18 protein-coding genes are annotated in these 19,433 nt (G+C 72.7%); 8 read left to right on the top strand and 10 right to left on the bottom strand.

The features are described 5' to 3' along the window. Window positions 1-187 precede the first annotated feature (187 nt). Complete coding sequence (locus ACWDVB_RS31215; RefSeq protein ID WP_451519235.1) at window positions 188-1,117, top strand: TerC family protein; 930 nt, start codon at window positions 188-190, stop codon at window positions 1,115-1,117. A gap of 282 nt (window positions 1,118-1,399) precedes the next feature. Here the strand turns inward: ACWDVB_RS31215 and ACWDVB_RS31220 are convergent, their stop codons facing one another. The 3 genes from ACWDVB_RS31220 to ACWDVB_RS31230 are packed head-to-tail and all read right to left on the bottom strand — an operon-like array spanning window position 1,400 to window position 4,757. After that, complete coding sequence (locus tag ACWDVB_RS31220) at window positions 1,400-2,623, bottom strand: cytochrome P450 (RefSeq protein ID WP_451519234.1); 1,224 nt, start codon at window positions 2,621-2,623, stop codon at window positions 1,400-1,402. 11 nt (window positions 2,624-2,634) lie between these two features. Then, on the bottom strand, window positions 2,635-3,246 hold the full coding sequence (locus ACWDVB_RS31225; RefSeq protein ID WP_451519233.1) for an LOG family protein: 612 nt from the start codon (window positions 3,244-3,246) through the stop codon (window positions 2,635-2,637). Beyond that, on the bottom strand, window positions 3,243-4,757 hold the full coding sequence (locus ACWDVB_RS31230) for an adenylosuccinate synthetase (RefSeq protein WP_451519232.1): 1,515 nt from the start codon (window positions 4,755-4,757) through the stop codon (window positions 3,243-3,245). Before ACWDVB_RS31230 ends, ACWDVB_RS31225 begins: the two co-directional genes overlap by 4 nt. A gap of 302 nt (window positions 4,758-5,059) precedes the next feature. Between ACWDVB_RS31230 and ACWDVB_RS31235 the strand changes: the two genes are divergently transcribed. The 3 genes from ACWDVB_RS31235 to ACWDVB_RS31245 all read left to right on the top strand — a co-directional run bounded on the left by ACWDVB_RS31235 (window position 5,060) and on the right by ACWDVB_RS31245 (window position 9,652). After that, window positions 5,060-5,512: a pyridoxamine 5'-phosphate oxidase family protein gene (locus ACWDVB_RS31235; RefSeq protein ID WP_451519231.1), complete on the top strand. Its 453-nt coding sequence runs from the start codon at window positions 5,060-5,062 to the stop codon at window positions 5,510-5,512. Between the two features lie 17 nt (window positions 5,513-5,529). Further along, window positions 5,530-8,700, top strand: a complete 3,171-nt coding sequence (locus tag ACWDVB_RS31240) for an amino acid adenylation domain-containing protein (protein ID WP_451519230.1) — start codon at window positions 5,530-5,532, stop codon at window positions 8,698-8,700. Between the two features lie 70 nt (window positions 8,701-8,770). Continuing rightward, window positions 8,771-9,652, top strand: coding sequence for an adenylosuccinate lyase (locus ACWDVB_RS31245; RefSeq protein ID WP_451519229.1), 882 nt, complete (start codon window positions 8,771-8,773; stop codon window positions 9,650-9,652). Between the two features lie 73 nt (window positions 9,653-9,725). Here the strand turns inward: ACWDVB_RS31245 and ACWDVB_RS31250 are convergent, their stop codons facing one another. Next, window positions 9,726-10,469, bottom strand: coding sequence for a S1 family peptidase (locus tag ACWDVB_RS31250; protein ID WP_451519228.1), 744 nt, complete (start codon window positions 10,467-10,469; stop codon window positions 9,726-9,728). Between the two features lie 217 nt (window positions 10,470-10,686). On the opposite strand from ACWDVB_RS31250, the gene ACWDVB_RS31255 reads away from it, so the two are divergent. The 4 genes from ACWDVB_RS31255 (at window position 10,687) to ACWDVB_RS31270 (ending at window position 13,202) form a co-directional block, all read left to right on the top strand. Next, window positions 10,687-11,268 (top strand): TetR-like C-terminal domain-containing protein, encoded by a 582-nt coding sequence (locus tag ACWDVB_RS31255; protein WP_451519227.1) that lies wholly within the window; start codon window positions 10,687-10,689, stop codon window positions 11,266-11,268. Beyond that, entirely contained in the window at window positions 11,255-11,608 is a 354-nt protein-coding gene (locus ACWDVB_RS31260; RefSeq protein WP_451519226.1) for a hypothetical protein, read from the top strand. Before ACWDVB_RS31255 ends, ACWDVB_RS31260 begins: the two co-directional genes overlap by 14 nt. Window positions 11,609-11,647: 39 nt before the next feature. After that, the gene (locus ACWDVB_RS31265; RefSeq protein WP_451519225.1) at window positions 11,648-12,808 is read left to right on the top strand and encodes a hypothetical protein; all 1,161 of its coding nucleotides are present in this window, start codon (window positions 11,648-11,650) and stop codon (window positions 12,806-12,808) included. 82 nt (window positions 12,809-12,890) lie between these two features. Then, window positions 12,891-13,202, top strand: a complete 312-nt coding sequence (locus ACWDVB_RS31270) for a DUF3040 domain-containing protein (protein WP_451519224.1) — start codon at window positions 12,891-12,893, stop codon at window positions 13,200-13,202. A 21-nt stretch (window positions 13,203-13,223) separates the two neighbouring features. Here ACWDVB_RS31270 and ACWDVB_RS31275 read toward each other — a convergent pair whose 3' ends face one another. From ACWDVB_RS31275 to ACWDVB_RS31300, 6 genes are read right to left on the bottom strand one after another with little or no spacing between them, the layout of a single operon-like run. Then, the gene (locus ACWDVB_RS31275) at window positions 13,224-14,120 is read right to left on the bottom strand and encodes a glycosyltransferase family 2 protein (RefSeq protein WP_451519223.1); all 897 of its coding nucleotides are present in this window, start codon (window positions 14,118-14,120) and stop codon (window positions 13,224-13,226) included. After that, a complete protein-coding gene (locus tag ACWDVB_RS31280) occupies window positions 14,117-14,986 on the bottom strand; it encodes a glycosyltransferase family 2 protein (protein ID WP_451519222.1) in 870 nt (289 codons plus the stop codon). Before ACWDVB_RS31280 ends, ACWDVB_RS31275 begins: the two co-directional genes overlap by 4 nt. Beyond that, window positions 14,983-15,933 (bottom strand): glycosyltransferase family 9 protein, encoded by a 951-nt coding sequence (locus ACWDVB_RS31285; RefSeq protein ID WP_451519221.1) that lies wholly within the window; start codon window positions 15,931-15,933, stop codon window positions 14,983-14,985. The genes ACWDVB_RS31280 and ACWDVB_RS31285 overlap by 4 nt, the downstream gene beginning before the upstream one ends. Then, entirely contained in the window at window positions 15,930-17,621 is a 1,692-nt protein-coding gene (gene rfaE2, locus ACWDVB_RS31290; RefSeq protein ID WP_451519220.1) for a D-glycero-beta-D-manno-heptose 1-phosphate adenylyltransferase, read from the bottom strand. The genes ACWDVB_RS31285 and rfaE2 overlap by 4 nt, the downstream gene beginning before the upstream one ends. Continuing rightward, entirely contained in the window at window positions 17,618-18,205 is a 588-nt protein-coding gene (locus ACWDVB_RS31295; RefSeq protein WP_451519219.1) for a D-sedoheptulose-7-phosphate isomerase, read from the bottom strand. The genes rfaE2 and ACWDVB_RS31295 overlap by 4 nt, the downstream gene beginning before the upstream one ends. Next, complete coding sequence (locus ACWDVB_RS31300) at window positions 18,205-19,425, bottom strand: glycosyltransferase (protein ID WP_451519238.1); 1,221 nt, start codon at window positions 19,423-19,425, stop codon at window positions 18,205-18,207. Before ACWDVB_RS31300 ends, ACWDVB_RS31295 begins: the two co-directional genes overlap by 1 nt. Between the last annotated feature and the right edge of the window lie 8 nt (window positions 19,426-19,433).

Raw genomic sequence — 19,433 nt, forward strand, 5'->3', positions numbered from 1 at the left:
TCTTCTCGCTCGGGGCGCGTCCCGGTGAGCGCGCCGACGCGCGGCGGGTACCCACGGCTGAGCCGTGCCATCCCTGCGCGGGGGGACGCGGGCGACATGCGCGGGGGCGCGGGCGACAAGCGGGACCCGTTGGGCCAGACTTTTTACAGAGGCAGGCTTTCACCCCCGTCCGTGGGAGGGGGCTCCCGTGCTGGATGTGCCGTTCTGGTTGTGGATCGCGTTCGCCGTCACCGTGGTCGTGGCGCTGGCCGTGGACCTTCTCGCGCACAGGGAGGCACACGTCATCGGCTTCAAGGAGGCCGCCGCCTGGAGCGGGGTCTGGGTCGGACTCGCCCTTGTCTTCGGGGCGGTCGTCTTCCTGGTCCTGGGTGTGACGCCGGGGGTGGAGTACACGACCGCGTGGCTGCTGGAGAAGAGCCTGTCGGTCGACAACCTGTTCGTCTTCGCGCTGATCTTCGCCTACTTCAAGGTGCCGCGCGCCTACCAGCACCGCGTGCTGTTCTTCGGCGTCATGGGCGCGCTGGTGTTCCGAGGCGTCTTCCTGGCCGCCGGAGTCGCTGTCGTCAGCCGGTTCACCGCGGTGCTGTTCGCCTTCGCGGCCGTCCTCTTCTACAGCACCTACAAGATCCTCAAGGAGGAGGAGGACAGCTTCGACCCGGGCAAGAGCATCGCCGTACGGCTGCTGCGCAAGATCATTCCCGTCCGGGACGAGTACGCCGGGATGAGGTTCTTCGTCAAGGAGGCCGGGAAGCGGGTCGCCACCCCGCTGCTCGCGGTCGTCGCCGCGGTCGAGGCGGCCGATCTGATCTTCGCCGTGGACAGTGTGCCCGCCGTGCTCGCGGTGAGCGACGACGCCTTCATCGTCTACACCAGCAACGCGTTCGCCATCCTCGGACTGCGCGCCCTGTACTTTCTGCTCGCCGGCCTGCTGGACCGGTTCCGCTACCTGAGCAAGGGTCTCGCGCTGATCCTCTCCTTCATCGCCGTGAAGCTGATCCTTCAGGCATCACACAAGATGATCAGCAGCAGCATCCCGGAGATTCCGTCGCCGGTCAGCCTCGCTGTCATCGTCGCGGTCCTCGCGGCGTCCGTCGTGCTGAGCGTCCGGCGTCCGTGAACGCCGACTCCTACCTCACCGGCAGCTCCGAAAGTGCAATATTCAGCCCATTTTCGGGCAAAGTAGCTTAATCTTTGTATATGGCCAGAACTGAGCGTGCGACGACAGCGCAGACCGGACATGTCTGCCCCGCCTGCAACCAGCCGGTGTCCGCGCAGATCGCGCGGCACAAGACGATGGGGGTTTACGTTCCCCTGTGGAAGTCGGGCCCCTGCCACAACCCGAGCTGCCCCAAGTGCGCGCAAGAAGAGCGGAAGCCGCACGGCGCGACAGCGTGAGCGGTTACGGCACCGCGTCGGCGTCGGCGGCGGGCGCTGTCCAGCGCACGGGTACGGCGACGGGCAGGGTGACGGCGTAGTAGCGGTGCCACTCGATGTCGTCGGCGTCCACCGCCGGCCGCAGCCCCTCCGCCTCCGCCAGGAGCGCGCGCAGCGTCTCCGTGGCCTGCATACGGCTGACGGCGCCGCCGGGGCAGCGATGGTGGCCGTCACTGAAACGCAGATGCGGGGCGGACACGGCACGGTCGATGTCCAGCCGCTCGGGGTCGGGAAAGACACGCGGGTCGTAGTTGGCGGCGTCCGTGGAGACCAGGACCAGGTCGCCCCGCCGGATCAGGACGCCGTCGAGCAGCACGTCCTCGCGGGCGTTGCGCGGCAGGCCGTCGCCGAGGAAAACCACCCAGCGCAGCAGCTCATCGACGGCTCGCGGCATCAGTTCGGGGTGCTCACGCAGCCGGTCCATCAGCTCCGGATGCCGCATCAGGCCCACTGTCGCGGCGCCGAGAAAGGTCGCGGGGTTGCCGAATTCCGAGATGAGCAGGAAGACGAAGAGGTGCGCCACGTCCTCCTCGCCCAGCACCGCGGAGGCGTCGCTGAGCGCGAGCAGCCGCCCCAGCAGCCCGCCGCCCTCGGCCCGCAGCCGGGGCAGCTGTCCGAGCATCCACTCCTGCGCCACGTCCCAGCACCGCGGCACCTCCAGGTGGCTTTCGGATCCGGTGCGGAAGATCGTGAACAGCGTGTCGTCGTCGGGACAGCCGTCGTCACGCAACCCCAGCAACCGCAGGGTGAGCGCGCGTGAGAGCGGCATGATGAAGCCCTTGACGAGGTCGCCGGGCTGCTCCCCGGCGAGGAACGCGCGCGCCAGGGCGTGGGCCTCTTCGCGTACGTGTCGAGGCGTCAGATACTGCTGGTGCGGGCCCACCCCCTGATAGAGGTCCTTGAGGAGCCCGGCACGCTCGCAGTGCGTACGGATGTCCGTGACCGCGAGAGGCGGAATCAGGGGGTCCTGCCTGGGCATCGACGGGTCGGAGGTGAGGGAGAGGCTGAAGCGGCGGTCCCGGAGCACGGTCCTCACCTGCTCGTAGCCGGTGACGAGCCACGCGTCGGTCCCGGTGTTCGTGCGTACCCGGCTGATCGGACAGTCGCGCACCGCGTCGTGCAGTTCCGGTGCGAGTCGGTCTCCTCGGAAGGAGAAGGGGTAGCGGGGCGGCGTGCTCTCGTCGGGCATCCAGCGCTCCTTCAGGTCTGCGCCGCGGTGATGGCGGGGGGCTCGTCCGTGGCCGCAGGGACCGGTCGGGCGGCCCGGTCGAGAGCGTCCTCGACCGAGTCGGCGTACTGGACGAGACGGCGGTCGGCCGGGGTGAGGAAACCCTCGTCACGGGCGTGGTCCAGCATGCGGCTGAGCGGCGCGAAGAAGCGGCGGTCGTCGAGGAGGACGACGGGTTTGCGGTGGAGGCGCAGCTGCGCCCAGGCGGTGATCTCGAACAGCTCCTCCAGCGTTCCGTACCCGCCCGGCAGAGCGAGGAAGGCGTCGCTCAACGTGTGCATGAGGGCCTTGCGTTCATGCATCGAGCCGACGATCCGCAGGTCGGTCAGGTCGCGTCGGCCGTACTCGCGGTCCAGCAGAGCCCGCGGGATCACGCCGGTGATGCTGCCGCCCGCGGCCAGGACCGCGTCGGAGAGCGCGCCCATCATGCCGACGCCCCCGGCCCCGTACACGACCCGGATACCGCGTCGGGCACAGGCGTTCCCCAGGCGCCGGGCGATGGAGATGTGCTCCTCACTCACCCCCGCACTGGCGCCGGTGAACACACACAGACTCCGCGATTCGTCCGCTTCCCTCGGGGTCATGGCGCCACCAGCCCCTCGGAATCCGTCTCCGGAGAGCGGCGCAGCAGACCGGTGAGCCGTGAGTCGGGGGCGACCAGCAGTTCGTGGTCGGCGGGACCGGTGCTCGCCGCCGCCACCTCCACACCGAGGAAGTCGGCGATGTAGGCGAGGAAGTCGCGTGCCTCCGGCGGCAGGTCGCGGTAGCGGGTCACGCCCCGGGTGGGACGTTTCCAGCCGGGGAACCAGCAGTACCGGGGAGTGCACGTGCTCAGGTAGTCGTTGGCGGGGAAGAACTCGCCGTACTCACCGTGCGGCGACGCATAGCGCACGCAGACGCCGATGCGGTCGAAGTCGTCCAGGACGTCGAGTTTCGTCACCACCACGCTGGTGTAGCGGTTGAGCCCCGCGGCCCACCGGGCGTGGGACAGGTCGAGCCAGCCGCAGCGCCGGGAGCGGCCCGTGGTGGTGCCGACCTCCTCCCCGGCCCGGCGGAGCCGTTCGCCGAGTTCACCGTGGTCCTCCGTGACGAAGGGCCCGTTGCCCACCATGGTCTGGTACGCCTTCAGCACGCCGATCCTGTGACTCACCAGGGAGCCGTCCAGGCCGGTACCGCTGCTCACGGAGTGGAAGGCGGTGGGTGAGGTCGTCACGTACGGATAGGTCCCGTGATCGATGTCGAGTACGGGACCCTGGGCGCCCTCCATCAGGACGGAGTACCCGGCCTCGGCGGCGGAGCCGAGCAGCGTCACCGTGTCCGCCGCCAGTGACAGCAGCAGCTCGCGGTACTTGTCGAGCCAGATGAGGTCCGTGGACGCGTGGTCATCGGGCAGTCCGAAGAAGCGGACGTTCTGCTCGACTCTGCGCCGCAGCAGTTCCGGGGCGCGCAGATCGCCGACGCGGACGCCGATGCGGTTGGCCTTGCTGACGTTCGCCGGTCCGATACCGCGCCGTGTGGTGCCGATGACCTCGGTGCAGCGCCCGTCGCCGCTCTCCTGACGGGCGTCGACGAAGCGGTGCAGCGGCAGGACGAGATGGGCGCGGTCGCTCACCACCAGCCGGTCGCGCAGCCCCGGCACCAGGGACGAGAGCGACCCGATCTCCCGGGCCAAAGTCTCGGCGTTGACCATCACTCCATTGGCGATCACGCCCAGCACGCCGGGATGGCGCAGGCCGGAGGGGAGCAAGTGACTCTTCAGGGTGTGCGTGCGGCCCCGCGAGTCCTTGAAGACCGTGGTGTGGCCCGCGTTGTCACCACCCTGGACGCGCACGACCACCTGGTGCGAGGGAGCCAGCCGATCGGTCATGGCGCCCTTCCCGCCGTCGCCCTGCTGAAGGTCCCCGACCCAGGTGACGTGCTGCCGCTCGCCAGGAGCGCCCGCCACGCGGGTGAGCGGATCCAGCGCGGCGCGGCGGCGGGCCTGACGCGAGGCGGCCAGCGCGGGCCACGTGGCACGCGGGTCGGGCGGGTCCGGAATCGGGCCGTCATCGGGCGGCCGGCGCGGGGAATGCGGGGCTGTTTTCCGCTCTGACATGCGGCATCTCCTGGTTCGGCGGGGAGATACGCGGCCTGCGGCAGCCGCGCCCACTAAAGGTCTGCATTCACGTACCCCCTGACAAACCGAGTCGGCCCGCCGGCCCAGGTGGTGAGGGGGTACGAGGGAAGCCATGAGGCGCACGAGTCTTCCCTGAGCACACCGGGGCGGTGAAAGTACGCCGGTGGCCGATGAAATAACTCCCACGGCACCCCTTCGAGTGAATTGGCCCGGTGCGTGACGTGGGTATTCGACGAATGGCGTCCACGGAATCGTTTTTCAGGAACAGGAGTTGTCGACGCATGTCTCTTGCGATGAGCACGACGGAACGAGAGGAATTCCTCGCCGGGGTCCACATCGGGGTGCTGGGAGTCAGCGCGGGCGACGGCGGGTGCCCTCTGCTCGTACCCGTCTGGTACGCCTACCGCCCCGGCGGCGACATCACCGTCCTGACCGGCCGGGACTCGACCAAGACGGGCCTCGTCCGAACGGCAGGCCGACTCGTCATCTGTGTGCAACGAGAAACGGCACCGTACAAATACGTCAGCGTCGAAGGCCCCGTCGTCGCGTACGAGAACGTCGTGGACGCGGGCGAACGGGAAGCGATGGCACACCGCTATCTCGACCCCGACACCGCCCGCGCCTATCTGGCCGCCACCGCGGAGCAGCTCTCGACCGACGCGACCATTCGCGTGCGGCCGGAGCGCTGGCGTACCGCGGACTTCTCCTCCTTCGCGGCCGCTTTCACCCCTTAGAACCCAAGGAGTCGACCATGCCCGGTGCCTCGACACCACGCACCGACGGGCCGGACGAGATGGCGCTGTGGAACGACACGGCGACGCCCTATCCGCGGGACCGCTGCCTCCACGAGGTCTTCGAGGAAGTGGCGGCGGCGGCGCCCGGAGCACCCGCGGTCCGGCACGGCAACCGCGGGCTCAGTTACGGCGACCTCAGCCGGCACTCGGGCCTGCTCGCCGAGCGGCTGCTCGCCGCAGACGTCCGGCCAGGCACCCACGTCGGCGTCATCGGCGGCCGTGGCCCCGAGGCGCTCGTGGCGTTCCTGGCCGTGCTCAAGTGCGGCGCGGCCTACGTGCCGCTGGACGACGAGCTGCCCCCCGCCCGCCTGCAGGCCATGGCCGAGGACGCCGACGTCCGGGTGGCCGTGTCCCTGCCGGGCAGTACGGGCCGCGTCCGGCGCCTGGGCGCCTGTGTCGACGTGGGCACGGTCCTGCCCGGGCCGGTCACGGAAGGGCTCCGGAGCCGACGGGGCCCCGGGCCGGCCGGGACCGCCGGGACCGTACCGGGCTCGGCGACGGACTGCGCCTACGTGATGTTCACCTCCGGCTCCACGGGCAGGCCCAAACCCGTCGCCGTCCCGCACCGCGGCATCATGCGCCTCGCCGCCTCCGCCCCCTGGCTCGCCCCTCCCACGGCCGATGACCGCGTGCTGCACGCCTACAGCTGCGCCTCCGACGCCTCGACCATCGAGATCTGGTCGGCGCTCCTGTCCGGTGCGTGCCTGGTCGTCGCGGAGCGCGAGACGCTGCTGTCGATCGGCGCGCTGGAACGCCTGTTGCGGGACGAGCGCGTGAGCGTGGCGTTCCTGACCGCTGGAGTGCTCCACCACGTGGTGCGCAACCGGCCCTCGGCGCTGCGCGGGCTGCGCTTCGTCTCGGCCGGCGGAGAGGTGCTCGACCCGCGGCTCGCCGCTCAGCTGCTGGCCGCCTGCCCCGACACCATGCTGGTCAACTTCTACGGCCCCACCGAGAACAGCGTCGTGTCCAGCGCGTTCGTCGTGGGTGAACTGCCGCCCGGCACAGGCGCTGTCCCCATCGGCCGTCCCTTTCCCAACTCCACGTGTCATGTCCTCCGGGACGACGGCACGCTCGCCGACGTCGGCGAGGAGGGCGAGCTGCTGGTCGGCGGCGACGGGCTCGCCCTCGGCTACTGGAACGATCCCGCGCTGACCGCCGCGCGCTTCGTCGAGGCCGCCTCCGGTTCCGGCGAGCGCCTGTACGTCACGGGGGACCGGGCCCGCTGGCGCGGTGACGGATCGCTGGAGTACCTCGGCCGCCGGGACCGGCAGGTCAAACTGCGTGGCTTCCGCGTGGAACTGGACGAGGTCGAGGCACGCCTGCGCGCGCACCCCGCGGTGGGGGAGGCCTGCGTGGACGTCCTGGGCGAGGGCCCCGGGGCCCGGCTCATCGCTCATGTGACGCCCGCGCGTGCCGGTTCGCCGGTTCCGGTGGCGCACGTACGCGCGTATCTGACCCGGTGGCTGCCGCCGCCCGCCGTGCCCGGTCACCTCCACGCCGTGGACCGCTTTCCCGTGACGGGCGCGGGCAAGATCGACCGCCGGGCCCTGGCAGCCCGCGCCGAGAGCGCCGCCGACGGCGCCGTGTCCGACGACGCCCGACCTGATGCCGCGGCCTCCCACCGCGACCGCCCGCCGGTCGAACAGGCCCTGCTCATCGCCCTGGCGGACATCTGGGAGCGCGCCCTGCGGGTCCGGCCGCAGCCGACCGACAGCTTCTTCGACCTGGGTGGCGACTCCCTGCTCATCGCCGAGGTCACCACCAGGACGATGAGCGTCCTGCACCTGGACGCCGCCCACGGCACGTTCCTGGTGCGCAGTCTGCTGCGGGCGCCGACCCTTGAGGCGTACGCCCGAGCGGTGGCGCAGGCGGGAGGCGCCGAACAGACCACCGACCGTGCCCTTCACGCCGTCGACTTCGCCCACGAGGCGTGCCTCGGGCTGCGGCTGCCGCCCCGGCGCGGCCGCGTGCCCGACTGGCGCCGCCCCGGGCGCGTGCTGCTGACCGGCGCCAGCGGATTCGTCGGTGCCTTCCTCCTCGACCGGTTCCTGCGCGGTACAGGCGCGCACCTGCTGTGCCCCGTACGAGCGCGGGACGAGGCCCACGCGCGCCACCGCGTGCACGCCAACCTCGCCCGATACGGACTGTCCCCGGCCCCGGAACAAGCACGCCTGTCCTGTTTCCCCGCCGATCTGACCCGGCCGCGTCTCGGCCTCTCCGAGGAAGTGTTCGGCGAGCTGGCGGACTCCGTCGACCTCGTGATCCACGGCGGCGCACACGTCAACTTCCTCTATCCCTACGCCTCTTTACGGCCTGCCAACGTCGAGGGGACGCGCGAGGTGCTGCGGCTTGCCGCGGGCCGCCGGGTGCCCGTGCACTTCCTGTCCACCGTCGCGGTCCTTGCCGGATTCGGCACCGCCGGGGTGCGGCACGTGGACGAGGACACCCCGCTCGACCACGCCGATCACCTGACCATGGGGTACGCGGAGAGCAAGTGGGTGGCCGAGCGGATGCTGAAGGAAGCGGCCGCGTCCGGTCTGCCCGTCGCGGTCTACCGGCCGTACGAGGTCACCGGCGAGCAGCACACCGGCATCTGCAACACCGAGACGGCCATCAGCTCGCTGTTCCGGGTCGTCGCGGAGACGGGCCTGGCTCCCGACATCCCGCTCCCGCTGGACTTCGTACCGGTCGACCACCTCGCCGACGCCGTTCTGCACCTGGCCACCCACGAACCCGCCGACGGCCGCACCTACCACCTCACCAATCCGAGCCCCGCACGCCTCACCGACATGCTGGCCCGCATGCGCGCCGCGGGATACCGCATCCGCGACCTCGGCTACGTCGCGTGGGTGCGGGAGCTGGTGAAGCACGTGGCACAGAACCCCAGCAGCCCGACGGCCCCGTTCGTCTCCCTCTGCGTCGACCGCAGCAACCAGTCGGACATCAGCGTCAAGGAGATGTACCTCGATGGCGTCTTCCCGAGCCTCGGTCGCCGCAACATCGACCGCGCCCTGCGCGGCACCGGACTGCACTGCCCACCCACCGACACCGCGCTCCTCGACCGCTACCTCGACTTCTACCGCTCCAGCGGCTATCTGCCCCCGCCCCGCGGCCACCACGAAACCTGACGTCCCCGACGTCCTCGCCGAGCAGTGCGCCTCACCGGACCTGCGGGCGCTCTGGTCCCCCGAGCGACAGGTGGTCCTGGAGCGACGCCTGTGGCTGGCGGTGCTGCGCGCCCAGGCGGCTGAGGGCGTACGCGTGGCACCGGCCGTGCTCGCGGACTACGAACGGGTGCTGGACCACGTGGACCTGGCCTCCATCACCGCCCGGGAGCGCGTCACCCGCCACGACCTCAAGGCCCGTATCGAGGAGTTCAACGCCCTCGCGGGTCACCAGCACATACACAAGGGCCTGACCTCCTGCGACATCACCGACAACGTCACCCAGGTGCGCGTCAGGCTGTCGATGGAACATCTCCACCGCCGTGCCACCGCGGCGGCGGACCGGATCGCCGAGGACGCGAGCACCGATCCGCACACCGACCCTCACACCGATCCCCACGCCGACGCCCCCGGGTCCCGAGTGACCACCGCAGCCGCCTCGTTGCGCGCGGTGGCCGAGCGGTACCCCCTGCGGGGCGTCAAAGGCGCCGTCGGCACCGCCCAGGACATGCTCGACCTGCTGGGCGGCGACCGTAAGGCGCTGGCCCGCGTCGAGCGCCGCGTCGCCGACCACCTCGGCTTCCGCGACGTCCTCGCCTCCGTCGGACAGGTGTATCCGCGCTCCCTGGACTACGAGGTGCTGGCCGCCCTCTCCGGGCTCGTCGCGGGCATCGCGGCGGGCTTGGCGCGCACCGGACATGTCGGCGCAACCGGTCGCCGCGGCCGGATCAGGGAACTCGACGTGCTGGTGCGGGGCTACACCGCCATGGCGGCGGACGTATCGGGAGAGCAGTGGAACGAGGGTGACGTCTCCTGCTCCGTCGTACGGCGGATCTGCCTGCCGGGCGCGCTGTTCGCCACCGACGGCGCGCTGTCCGCCCTCGCCCCCACAGAAAGCGCGCGTACTCGTCGGTGACCGGACCCGGCGAGTACGCGCTCTCTCAGACGCCCTCTCTGACGCCTTCTCAGACGCCTTCTCAGACGCCCTCTCAGACGCCCGCGATGCTCTGGATCCAGGACCGGTACGCCGTCACGTTCGTGTACGCGGTCGTGGTCTGGCGGTCACTGGTGGAGGCGACGCCGACCTGCACGCCGTTGGCCATCATCGGGCCGCCCGAGTCGCCGCCCGCGGTGATGCCGTCGCCGCGCCGGGCGCAGATGGCCTGGCCCTGGTAGGCGTCGCGGCAGCCGCCGGTCACCACGACGTTGGCGACCTTCAGGAGCCGGGACTGGCAGTTGATCTCGGAGCCGCACTGGGAAGTCGCTCCCCAGCCGTACACCTGCACGGTCTGGTTGACCGACACGGAGCCCGGGGCGCCGAGACGCGAGTAGGTCGCCGACACGGAGCGGTCGAGCCTGACCAGGGACAGGTCCGAGCCCGCGTGGTTGTGGACGCTGACGCCGTTGGCCGTGGTGCCGCCGGACGTCTGGTCGAGGCTGCCGATGCGGAACGAGAGCCCGCCGCCGCTCACGCAGTGCTTCGCGGTCAGGATCCAGGTCGGGGCGATGATCGTGGCGCTGCAGGTCTGGCGGCCGTTGGAGAAGAGCCGGGCCGCCCAGGGCGCGTTGCCGGCGTAGCCACCGCCGATGATCGGCTGGGGCCCGTTGTCGGCCGCCACGGTGGGCGCGGCCGTGTTCGCGCTCGTCGGGGCCTGGGCCGCCGCTGTGGGAGCGAGCCCCAGAACGGTCATGGCGACGGCCGCGAGTGCGGGGACAAGTCTGGATATTCGCACGTGCGTCTCCATTATGTGGGGATGGACGTCCTTGATCAGGACGAGGCCGCATAGGTATGCAGCGAGAGCACGCGCACAGAAGGCGGGTTGTCCTGGCGCGTGCATGCCATTTTCGGCTGGGGCGAATGTGGCAGAGGAGCCGACGGCGGCGCAAGAGGTTGAACGCGGGTGTCTTTTTTTGCGACGTGACGCATGATCAAACAGCCTGGCTCTCGCCTTGGCGTCGGGCCTGGGCCTGCTCCGGGGCCGGGCCGCCTTCGCCGAGACCGAACGAACCGGCGGTGGAACTTCCGCAGGAAGCCGGGCGCGTACCAGGCGGAGCGGCCGAGCAGCCGCATCGCGGCGGGGACGAGGACGCCCCGTACGCGCCGCCGTCGACACCGCGCCGGACGGTTCGGCCCTGCCGCGCCTGGTGGTCGCGGCCGAGGGCTACTGCCGATGGGCCATCGCCCACCCCGAGCGCTTCCGGCTCCTCTACGGAACGCCGCTGAGGGACTACGCGGCACCCTCCGAAGGCCCGACCACGCACGCCATGTGGCGGATGAGCGCCATCTTCGAACGCGAGATGTTCGACGGGTTCACCGCGGAACAACTCGCCGCGGCCGAGACTCCCGCGCTCTCACCCTCACTCCGGGCGCATCTGGAACAGCTGCCACAGGACGGGCTGGGGGACATGCCCGCTCCCGCGACCACGCTCCTCCTGAGCGCGTGGGGCCGCCTGCACGGCCTCGTCGTCCTGGAGGTGTTCGGGCACACGTCTTTCCTCGCGAGCGGGTCACCCACGCATGGCAGCAGCTGAGATCGCCACCGCCGAGGGCCGTCTGACGCGGTACCTCGGGCACGGACTGCCCGCGGAGGCGGCCGCTCTGTGGCGGCTGTGCGGCGGTGTGGAGCACCAGTACATCGAGGAGAACGAGGAGGAGGGCGAGTCGGCTCCGGGGCGTTTCTCCGGACGGGGTGCTGTTCACCCCGGCCCGGGCGGTGGGCCTGCGGCTTCCCGCACGGCCGGTGTCGGCGACTGGACGACGATGGACGGGCCGGTCATGTCCGAGCCGCTGCCATCCGTCGATGGCAGCCGCCCAGGCCGGCCCCCGCCGGACGTCGAAACGCTGTACCACTTCCATTACCAGGCCGAATGACCATACTGGTCGAGTCCCGATCACTCACAGAACGACTCCATGGCCAAGAACAGCACCTCCTCGACCACCGTCCCCGACACCGCGTGGCTGGGGCGCGGGCGCCACCTCGGGCCCGAGCCCGAGCAGGACGTCCGGCGCAACCTGATCGCCCTCAAGGCGGCCGGGGTGCTCGACGACTTCCTGGACCTCGACCCCGTCGAGGCGGCCCGCTCCACCGTCCTGCACCCGCGTGACGAGTCCGCCGCCCCGGGCCCCTCCGCCCGCCGTCTCTTCGAGGCCCGCTGGCGCGTGGCCGACGACGTGACGGTGCGGGCACAGCTGACCACGTACGAACCCGAGGCCCGCCGCAAGGAGGGCGAGGGTGTCACCTGGGTCCTCGCCGCCGAGGCGGAACGGGCGTGGGACGCGCACTGGCCCTCGCCCGCCACGATGTTCTGGCCCGACAGCGACCGTGTCGCCTGGGACCACGACACGGTGCCGGGCGTCCGCCTGCGGATCACCAACCACCTGCCGAAGGACGACGACGAGCTGCGCCACCGGCTGCGGGACTGCACCCGGCAGAGCTGGTTCATCCACGTCGTGGTGCACGAGGCGATGACGCCGGACGCGAGGGGGCAGCAGCCGGTCTCGGCGTTCCTGCCGCCGAGCCTGTGGCACCGGGTCGTCGAGCACCGGGGCACACCCGAGCAGGCACAGATCGCCGACTTCGCGATGAAGCGGGAGCTCGGCGTGCGGATGCCGCGCGGCGGCGCCGTCGTGCTGCCCACGGCGGAGCAGGGTGTGGACGACCACGCGGAGCGTTTCACGGTGCGCAGCGTCTTCCTGGACGGTTCGGAACCGACCGAGCTGATCGACAGGATCAGGGAGTTCGCCGCGCTGCCGCACCCGCTGCGGGCCGACGCCGAGCGGGCCCTGACGCGGTTGCGCCACGGCTGGCACCTGCTCACCCCGGACGAGGAGCTGGTCCACGCCCAGGGCATGGTCACCAAGTACGCCGAGGCGCTCGACGCCATGACGAAATCGCGTGACCTGTACCAGGAGGCGGCCGAGGCGGCGATGGCCGCGCTGGCCGAGACGAGCGGTGGCGACGGTGTGCCCCGGTCGGCCGCGCCGGGGCCGGCCAAGGCGGACGGCTCGCCGCTGAGCGCCCTCACGAAGGCGTTCGGCCGCTTCCGCGGCACGAACAACCCCCATGAGTAGGGCGGTGCGGTCCGTTTCGCGTTAGCTCCCTGGACGGCCGGGCACCCGGACGCGAGTCCCGGCGGCCCGCAGAGGAGTGACCGTGTCGATCAGCCGGCTCCCCGAACATGAGCAGCGCATCCTGCACCAGATAGAGCGAGGTCTGCGGCGCGACCGTCGTCTGGCGCGGCGGCTGCGCAGGCTGAGCCGGCGCGGGCGCCGGCCGTCCGCGTCCCGCCCGGTCGCCCGCCCGTCGCACGCGTGCGCTGTCGCCCTGCTGCTCGCGGTGTCCGTCGGGCTCATGGTGACCGGCATCAGGACCTCCGAGCCCGGGGTCATCTGGGCGTTCGCCGTGGTGTGGCCGGTGACGCTGTACGCGGCGTTCCGGCTGCTGTGCCGTTGGACGGAGCCCTGAGCGGGCGGACTCCGGTCCGCTTCAGCCCACGTAGCGGCGGGCCGACGACTGCCGCTGTGCCTCTTCCAGGACCCGCAAACGCGCCTCGGCCTCCGTCGGCAGCACACGGCGCTCGCGCAGTACCCACGGCAGGGCGGCCGCGGCTTGCGCGAAGGCCCGCAGGGACACGGTGTCGCGCGGGACCGTGCGGGCCAGGTGAAGGGTGCGGCGCAGTGCGGGGCGCGCCGGGCGCCGCAGCCAGGTGAACCACAGCGTGTTGCGGATGCCGTGTGCCCGGCGGAGCGTGGAGTCCCGTACGCGGGAAGGGTAATGATGGATCGTCAGGTGGTCCGCGTACGTCAGCCACCAACCGTCCGCCGCCAGGTCGGCGGCGAGCAACTCCTCCTCGCCGCCCAGCCACAGCCGCGGGTTGAAGCCGCCCGCGGCGCGGAAGGCGTCGGTGCGCAGCACGGTCGCCGCGGCCAGGAAGGAGCCCAGCGCGGGGCCCGGCAGCCACTCCGGCCCCGGCACGGGCGAATGGCGCAGCTCCTCGACGATCGGGTCCTCGGTGCCCTCCGGTTCGACCAGGATGCGGGCCGTGACGGTGGCGACAGCGGGGTGCCGGTCGAGGAGGTCGGCCGCGCCCGACAGCGAGCCGGGCGCCCACCATGAGTCGTCGTCGCAGAACGCCACGTACGGCGTACGGATCTCGCGGACCGCGAGGTTGCGGCCGATGGCGCCGAGATTGCGGCCGGGGCACAGCAGCCGCACCCACGGGTGCGTGCGGGCGACGGCGTCCGCGGTGCCGTCGGTGGAGGCGTTGTCGACGACGATCACCTCTGGCTCTTCGGGGAGTTCGGCCAGTCGGTCCAGGGTGCGGAGCAACTCGGGGCGGCGGTTGTGGGTGATGACGACGACGGTGGTGCGCGGGTCGGTCATGGCTGTGCTCCGTCCAGCGTGCAGGCGGCTTGCTCAAGGTGTGGGGGGAGGGGGCGGCGGGCACGCAGGGCCGCCGGGAGGCGCGCGAGGGCCTGGCGCAGGGCCTGCCGGGCGGCCGGGTCGCGGCGGGCGTCGGCCGCCAGCCGGCCGGTGCGGGCCAGGGCGTGCGGCAGGGGGCGGCGCAGCCACAGGGTGAGGAGTTCGTTGCGGCGCATCCTGGCCGGGCGGCCGCCGCGCGGCGCCGGGTCGGGATGGTGGTGGGCGACCACGTCCGGACAGTGGGTGACGCCCCACCCGCGCGCGGCGAGATCGTAGGCGAGCAGGGTCTCCTCGCCGCCGAAGAACAGCAGGGGATGGAAGCCGCCGACCTCCAGGTAGGCGCTGCGGCGGACGACGGAGGCGCAGGCGAGGAAGCCGAGGACCTGAGTGCCCGGCAGGTCGTGCGCCGGGCCGAGCGGGGACGTGGCGAGGACGTCGTTGAGCGGGTCGGGTTCCTCGGCGGAGCCCACCAGGGTGCGGGCGGAGACCAGGCCGAGCCGGGGATGCGTGTCCATCAGCTTGGCCGCGTGCTCCAGGGCCCCGGGCGCCCACCAGGAGTCGTCGTCGCTGAACGCCACGTACGGGGTGCGCAGGGCGCGCACTCCGTCGGTGCGGGCGAGAGCGCCCCGGTTGTGCGGCATCGCCACCACCTGGACCTGGGGGAAGTCGCGGGCGAGCCGGGCCCGGGTGTCGTCCTTCGAGGCGTTGTCGACGACGAGGATCTCGGGCCGTTCGGGCAGGTCGAGCAGGTGCCGCAGGGTGCGGCACAGGCTGTCCGCGCGGTTGCGGGTGGCGATCACGACGCCTGTGTCGGGTGTGGGGTTCATGAGGCGTGGGGGAGTTGGTCGAGGGCTTGCAGTACGTCATCGGTGGCGATGCGCAGCAGTGCCGGGTCGGTGTCGCGGGCGTGCGGGTCGCCGTCCGGGCCGGGGTGCCACAGCGCGCGGTGGCGCGGGTCGGCCGGTGGGCCCCAGCGGCTCGGCGGGACCGGGCCGAACAGGGTGACCGACGGGGTCGCGTAGGCCACGGCGAGGTGCGCGATGCCGGTGTCGCCGCTGACGACGGCGCGGGCGCCCGCGACCAGCGCGGAGAGCCGTTCGAAGGGCGGGCCGCCGGCGAAGGTGTCGGTGTCGGGCAGCTGGGCCCGCTTGGTCAGCCGGGCCACGAGGTCGTCCTCGCCCGGCCCTCCGGTGACCACGACGCGGTGGCCGCGCTCGCGCAGGGCGGTGGCGACGGCGGCGTAGCGGTCGACGGGCCAGCAGCGGGAGGGGGCGCCGGCGCCCGGGTGCAGCACGACGGCGCCCGGCGCGGGGGAGGGGGCCGATGGGCGGTGCAGCCGCAGGTCGGTGGGGTCGGCGGGGATGCCGTAGAACTCCAGGAAGCGGCACCAGCGGTCCCGTTCGTGTTCCTCCGCCCACCACGGGGGCCCCTCGATCTCCGGGGTCTCCTGGTGGGCGAACGCGAACAGGCGCCGCGGGCCGAGCGTCTGGAGCAGACGGTGGCTGGGCGGTCCGTTGCCGTGCAGGTCGACGGCGATGTCGGGCGGGGCGCCCGTCCAGTCGAGGTGGTCCGGTACGGCGCGGCCGGGGGCGGAGGCGGGCAGCAGCCGGTCCACGACGCCGGTCGCCGCGGCGACGGGAGCCAGCTCGGCGGGGGCGGCCAGCACCAGCTCGTGCTCGGGCAGCCCCCGGCGCAGGGCGCGCAGCGCCGGCACACCGGCGAGGAGATCACCGAGCCCGAGGGCACGCAGGACGAGCAGCCGGGGTCGGGTCATCGGACGTCCTCCGCACGGGCGTTCGTACGCTCGGCCCCGGTGGCCCCGGTGGCCCAAGGCCGGGCACTCGCGGCCCGCGCGAGCAGCGAGGTCGAGGAGCGGCCGTCCAGGTACGGCAGGAGTACCGCCTGGCCGCCCCACTCCTCCAGCAGCGTCGCCTCGGGGAGTTCCGCGCCCGAGTAGTCGCCGCCCTTGACCCATACGTCGGGGCGCAGTTCCGTCAGGAGCCGCTCCGGGGTGTCCTCGTCGAAGACGGCCACCGCGTCGACGCAGCCCAGGGCGAGCAGTACGCGGGCCCGGTCGACGAGCGGGTTGACGGGCCGGTCCTCGCCCTTGCGGCGCCGCACGGACGCGTCGGAGTTCGCGCAGACGATCAGGCAGTCGCCGATCCGGCGGGCCGTCTGGAGCAGACGGACGTGCCCGGCGTGCAGCAGGTCGAAGCAGCCGCCCGCGGCGACGACGGTGCCACCGGCGGCCCGCACCCGGGCGATGACGGCATGCGGGTCGGGAGCCGCGTCCTCGGCGCCCTCGTCGGCGGAAGCGGACGGCGGCCGGGAGCGCGCCTCCGGTGGACCGGAGGTCACCCCACCCGCGCCGCCCTCGGCGACGAACGCGCTCGCGGCGGCCACGGCACCTTCCACCGCCTCACCGACGAGCGCGCCGTCGGCCAGCAGACCCGCCGCCGTGGCGGCGAACCGGTCACCCGCACCGCACGGGTCACCGTGGTACGCGGCGGGCGCGGGGATGAACAGGGGATGGTCGCCGTACGACAGCAGGGCGCCCCGCGCACCCATGGTCACCGAGACGGAGGCCGCCTCCCATCGCCGTACGAGCGCGGCGGCATCGCGGGCGGCACCGCGCAAGTCGCCCTCCGGCACATCGAACCCGCCCCGCTCGTCGGCCGCCGCCGCGAACGTACGTGCCTCCGACCGCGTCCCGGGCACCGGCGCCTCACCGCGCACGTCGCCCTCCGGCGTATCGCGGCCTCCCCGCTCGTCGGCCGCCGCTGCGAACGTACGTGCCTCCGACCGCGTCGGAGTCACGAGCCGCGTCCCCGGCGCCGGCGCCCCGCCGCGCACGTCGCCCTCCGGCGCATCGCGGCCTCCCCGCTCGTCGGCCGCCGCTGCGAACGTACGTGCCTCCGACCGCGCCGGGGTCGCAAGCCGCGTCCCCGGCACCGGTGCCCCGCCGCGCGGATGCGGGTCCCAGACGACAGGGGGACGTTCGGCCAGCACGTCCCGCAGGGCGTCGGCCGCGCCGCGGCCGTAGTCGGCGACCAGGGCTGCCGGGGCCGAGCGGACCGCCTCGCGGGCCTCGTCGGTGGCCTCGTGGACGCGGCCGTCACCGCGGTCGACGCGGAGCACCGGACGGCCCTGCGCGAGCACCCGGGTCTTCTCCGGCAGCGCGCCGGTCAGCGGCAGGCCGATCACCTTCACCCGGCCGTCCAGCAGCCGGTGCAGCTCCTCGCTCGCCGGGTCGTCGCCCACTCCGGTGATCAGCGTGACGTCCCGGCCGTCGTCGGCCGCGAGGCGGGCCGCGAGGGCGGCGCCGCCCGGCCGCGCCCGCCGCCCGTGCTCGGCGACGACCGGCACGGGCGCGTCGGGGGCGAGCCGGTCCGCGGTGCCGCTCACATCACGGTCGAGCAGCGCGTCGCCGACCACCAGCAACGGTGTCCTGGAGCCGCTCATGCCGCCCCCCTCTCCACCGCCGCGTCGAACGCCGCGCACACCATGTGCACCGCCACCAGGTGGAGTTCCTGGACGGTCGCCGTGGAGGTGCCCGGCACGCACAGCGCCTCGTCGCTGCCCGCCTCAAGCGGGTTCGGTGAGGGCCCGGTCAGCGCCCACACGGTCATGCCCGCGGCGCGCCCGGCGTCGGCGGCCGACAGCAGGTTGGCGCTCGCGCCGCTGGTGGACAGCAGCATCAGCACATCACCGGCGCGGCCGTGGGCGCGCACCTGGCGGGCGAAGAGCTCGTCGACGCCGTAGTCGTTGGCGATGGCGGTCGTGCTCGACGTGTCGGCGTGCAGGGCGATCGCCGAGAACGGCGGCCGGTCGTCGCGGTAGCGGCCGACGAGCTCGGCGGTCAGGTGCTGGGCCTGCGCGGCGCTGCCGCCGTTGCCCGCGGCCAGCAGTCGGCCGCCACCGCCGAGGACGGTCGCGAGCCGCTCGCCCCACCGCTCGGTGAGGTGGGCCCGGTCGCGGAACCGGGCCATGGCGTCGACGTGTTCGTCGCAGTGCGCGGTGACGGACGATTCGGCGTGGGTGCTCATCAGGCGACCTCCGTACGCAGTTCTCGGCGGCCCCGGACGGTCTGCCGGTAGACCTGTTCCACTCCGTCCGCGACGCGCTGCCAGGTGAAACGGGCCAGCACGCGTTCGCGTCCCGCCTCGCCGAAGCGGCGAAGCCTCCGCTCGTCCCCGATCAGGTCACGGACGGCGTCGGCGATCGCCGGCGCGTCACCCGGCGGCACGCGCCGTCCGGTGCACCCGTCGGCGACGGTGTCCCGGTGGCCACCGACGTCCGTGGCCACGACGGGTGTCCCGCAGGCCATGGCCTCCAGCGGGACGATGCCGAAGGGTTCGTACGACGGTGTGCACAGGACCAGGTCGGCGCTGCCGATGAGCGCCGGCATCCGGCGCGGGCCGACCGCGCCGAGCAGCCGCACCCGGTCGGCCACGCCTTCCTTCTCGGCGACTTCGCGCAGCCGTGCGGCCTCCGGGTCGCTGTCCAGCACGCCTGCGGCCGGGCCGCCGGCGATGAGCAGTTCCGTGTCCGGGATCCGGGCGAGGGCGCGGATCGCCTGGTCGTAGCCCTTGCGGGGCACGAGCCGGCCGCAGGCAAGGAGACGGTGCCGCCGCTCGCGCGCGGGAGTGCCGGCGTCCTTTGCCCCGGGGTGGAAGCAGTCGACGTCGACCCCGCACGGGACCACGGACACCGCCTGGCGGTGCACGCCCATGGCGGCGAGTTCCCGCACCTCGTCGGAGCAGGTGGCGAGGGTCCGCGCGCAGGTGCGGCCGAGCTGTCGCTCGATGCCGAGGCGCTCGGCCGGGCTGGTGTCGTCCCGGCCCTGGTGGCGCCGCTTGACCGTGCCGAGGGCGTGGAAGGTCTGGACGACCGGAATGCCGTACGGGTGCGCGCCGAGCCGGGACGCCATGCCGGACATCCAGAAGTGCGCGTGCGCCACATCGGGTCGCTCGTCGCGCCAGGCATGGGCCAGGTGGGCTCCAAAAGCGGGCATGTGCTCGAACAGCGCGTCCTTGGGGACGGTCTCGGGAGGTCCGGCCGTGACGTGCTCGACGACGGCGCCGCCGGGCAGCGGCACACGGTCGGGCAGGTCGGTGGAATCGCGCCGCGTGTAGACGGTGACGTCGTGTCCGCGGCGCGCCAGCTCCTCGCTGAGGCGGGCGACGTACACGTTCTGGCCACCCGCGTCGACACCGCCGAGCGCGGCGAGCGGGCTCGCGTGTTCGGACACCATGGCGATCCTCATCGGCTCAC

The organism is Streptomyces sp. NPDC003379 (assembly GCF_053589195.1).

Bases quoted from the DNA above. Each gene is read 5' to 3' on its own strand.
- ACWDVB_RS31220 (WP_451519234.1), bottom strand. From the start codon at position 2,623: ATGCCCGACGAGAGCACGCCGCCCCGCTACCCCTTCTCCTTCCGAGGA.
- ACWDVB_RS31225 (WP_451519233.1), bottom strand. From the start codon at position 3,246: ATGACCCCGAGGGAAGCGGACGAATCGCGGAGTCTGTGTGTGTTCACC.
- ACWDVB_RS31230 (WP_451519232.1), bottom strand. From the start codon at position 4,757: ATGTCAGAGCGGAAAACAGCCCCGCATTCCCCGCGCCGGCCGCCCGAT.
- ACWDVB_RS31235 (WP_451519231.1), top strand. From the start codon at position 5,060: ATGTCTCTTGCGATGAGCACGACGGAACGAGAGGAATTCCTCGCCGGG.
- ACWDVB_RS31240 (WP_451519230.1), top strand. From the start codon at position 5,530: ATGCCCGGTGCCTCGACACCACGCACCGACGGGCCGGACGAGATGGCG.
- ACWDVB_RS31260 (WP_451519226.1), top strand. From the start codon at position 11,255: ATGGCAGCAGCTGAGATCGCCACCGCCGAGGGCCGTCTGACGCGGTAC.
- ACWDVB_RS31265 (WP_451519225.1), top strand. From the start codon at position 11,648: ATGGCCAAGAACAGCACCTCCTCGACCACCGTCCCCGACACCGCGTGG.
- ACWDVB_RS31275 (WP_451519223.1), bottom strand. From the start codon at position 14,120: ATGACCGACCCGCGCACCACCGTCGTCGTCATCACCCACAACCGCCGC.
- ACWDVB_RS31280 (WP_451519222.1), bottom strand. From the start codon at position 14,986: ATGAACCCCACACCCGACACAGGCGTCGTGATCGCCACCCGCAACCGC.
- ACWDVB_RS31285 (WP_451519221.1), bottom strand. From the start codon at position 15,933: ATGACCCGACCCCGGCTGCTCGTCCTGCGTGCCCTCGGGCTCGGTGAT.
- rfaE2 (WP_451519220.1), bottom strand. From the start codon at position 17,621: ATGAGCGGCTCCAGGACACCGTTGCTGGTGGTCGGCGACGCGCTGCTC.
- ACWDVB_RS31295 (WP_451519219.1), bottom strand. From the start codon at position 18,205: ATGAGCACCCACGCCGAATCGTCCGTCACCGCGCACTGCGACGAACAC.
- ACWDVB_RS31300 (WP_451519238.1), bottom strand. From the start codon at position 19,425: ATGAGGATCGCCATGGTGTCCGAACACGCGAGCCCGCTCGCCGCGCTC.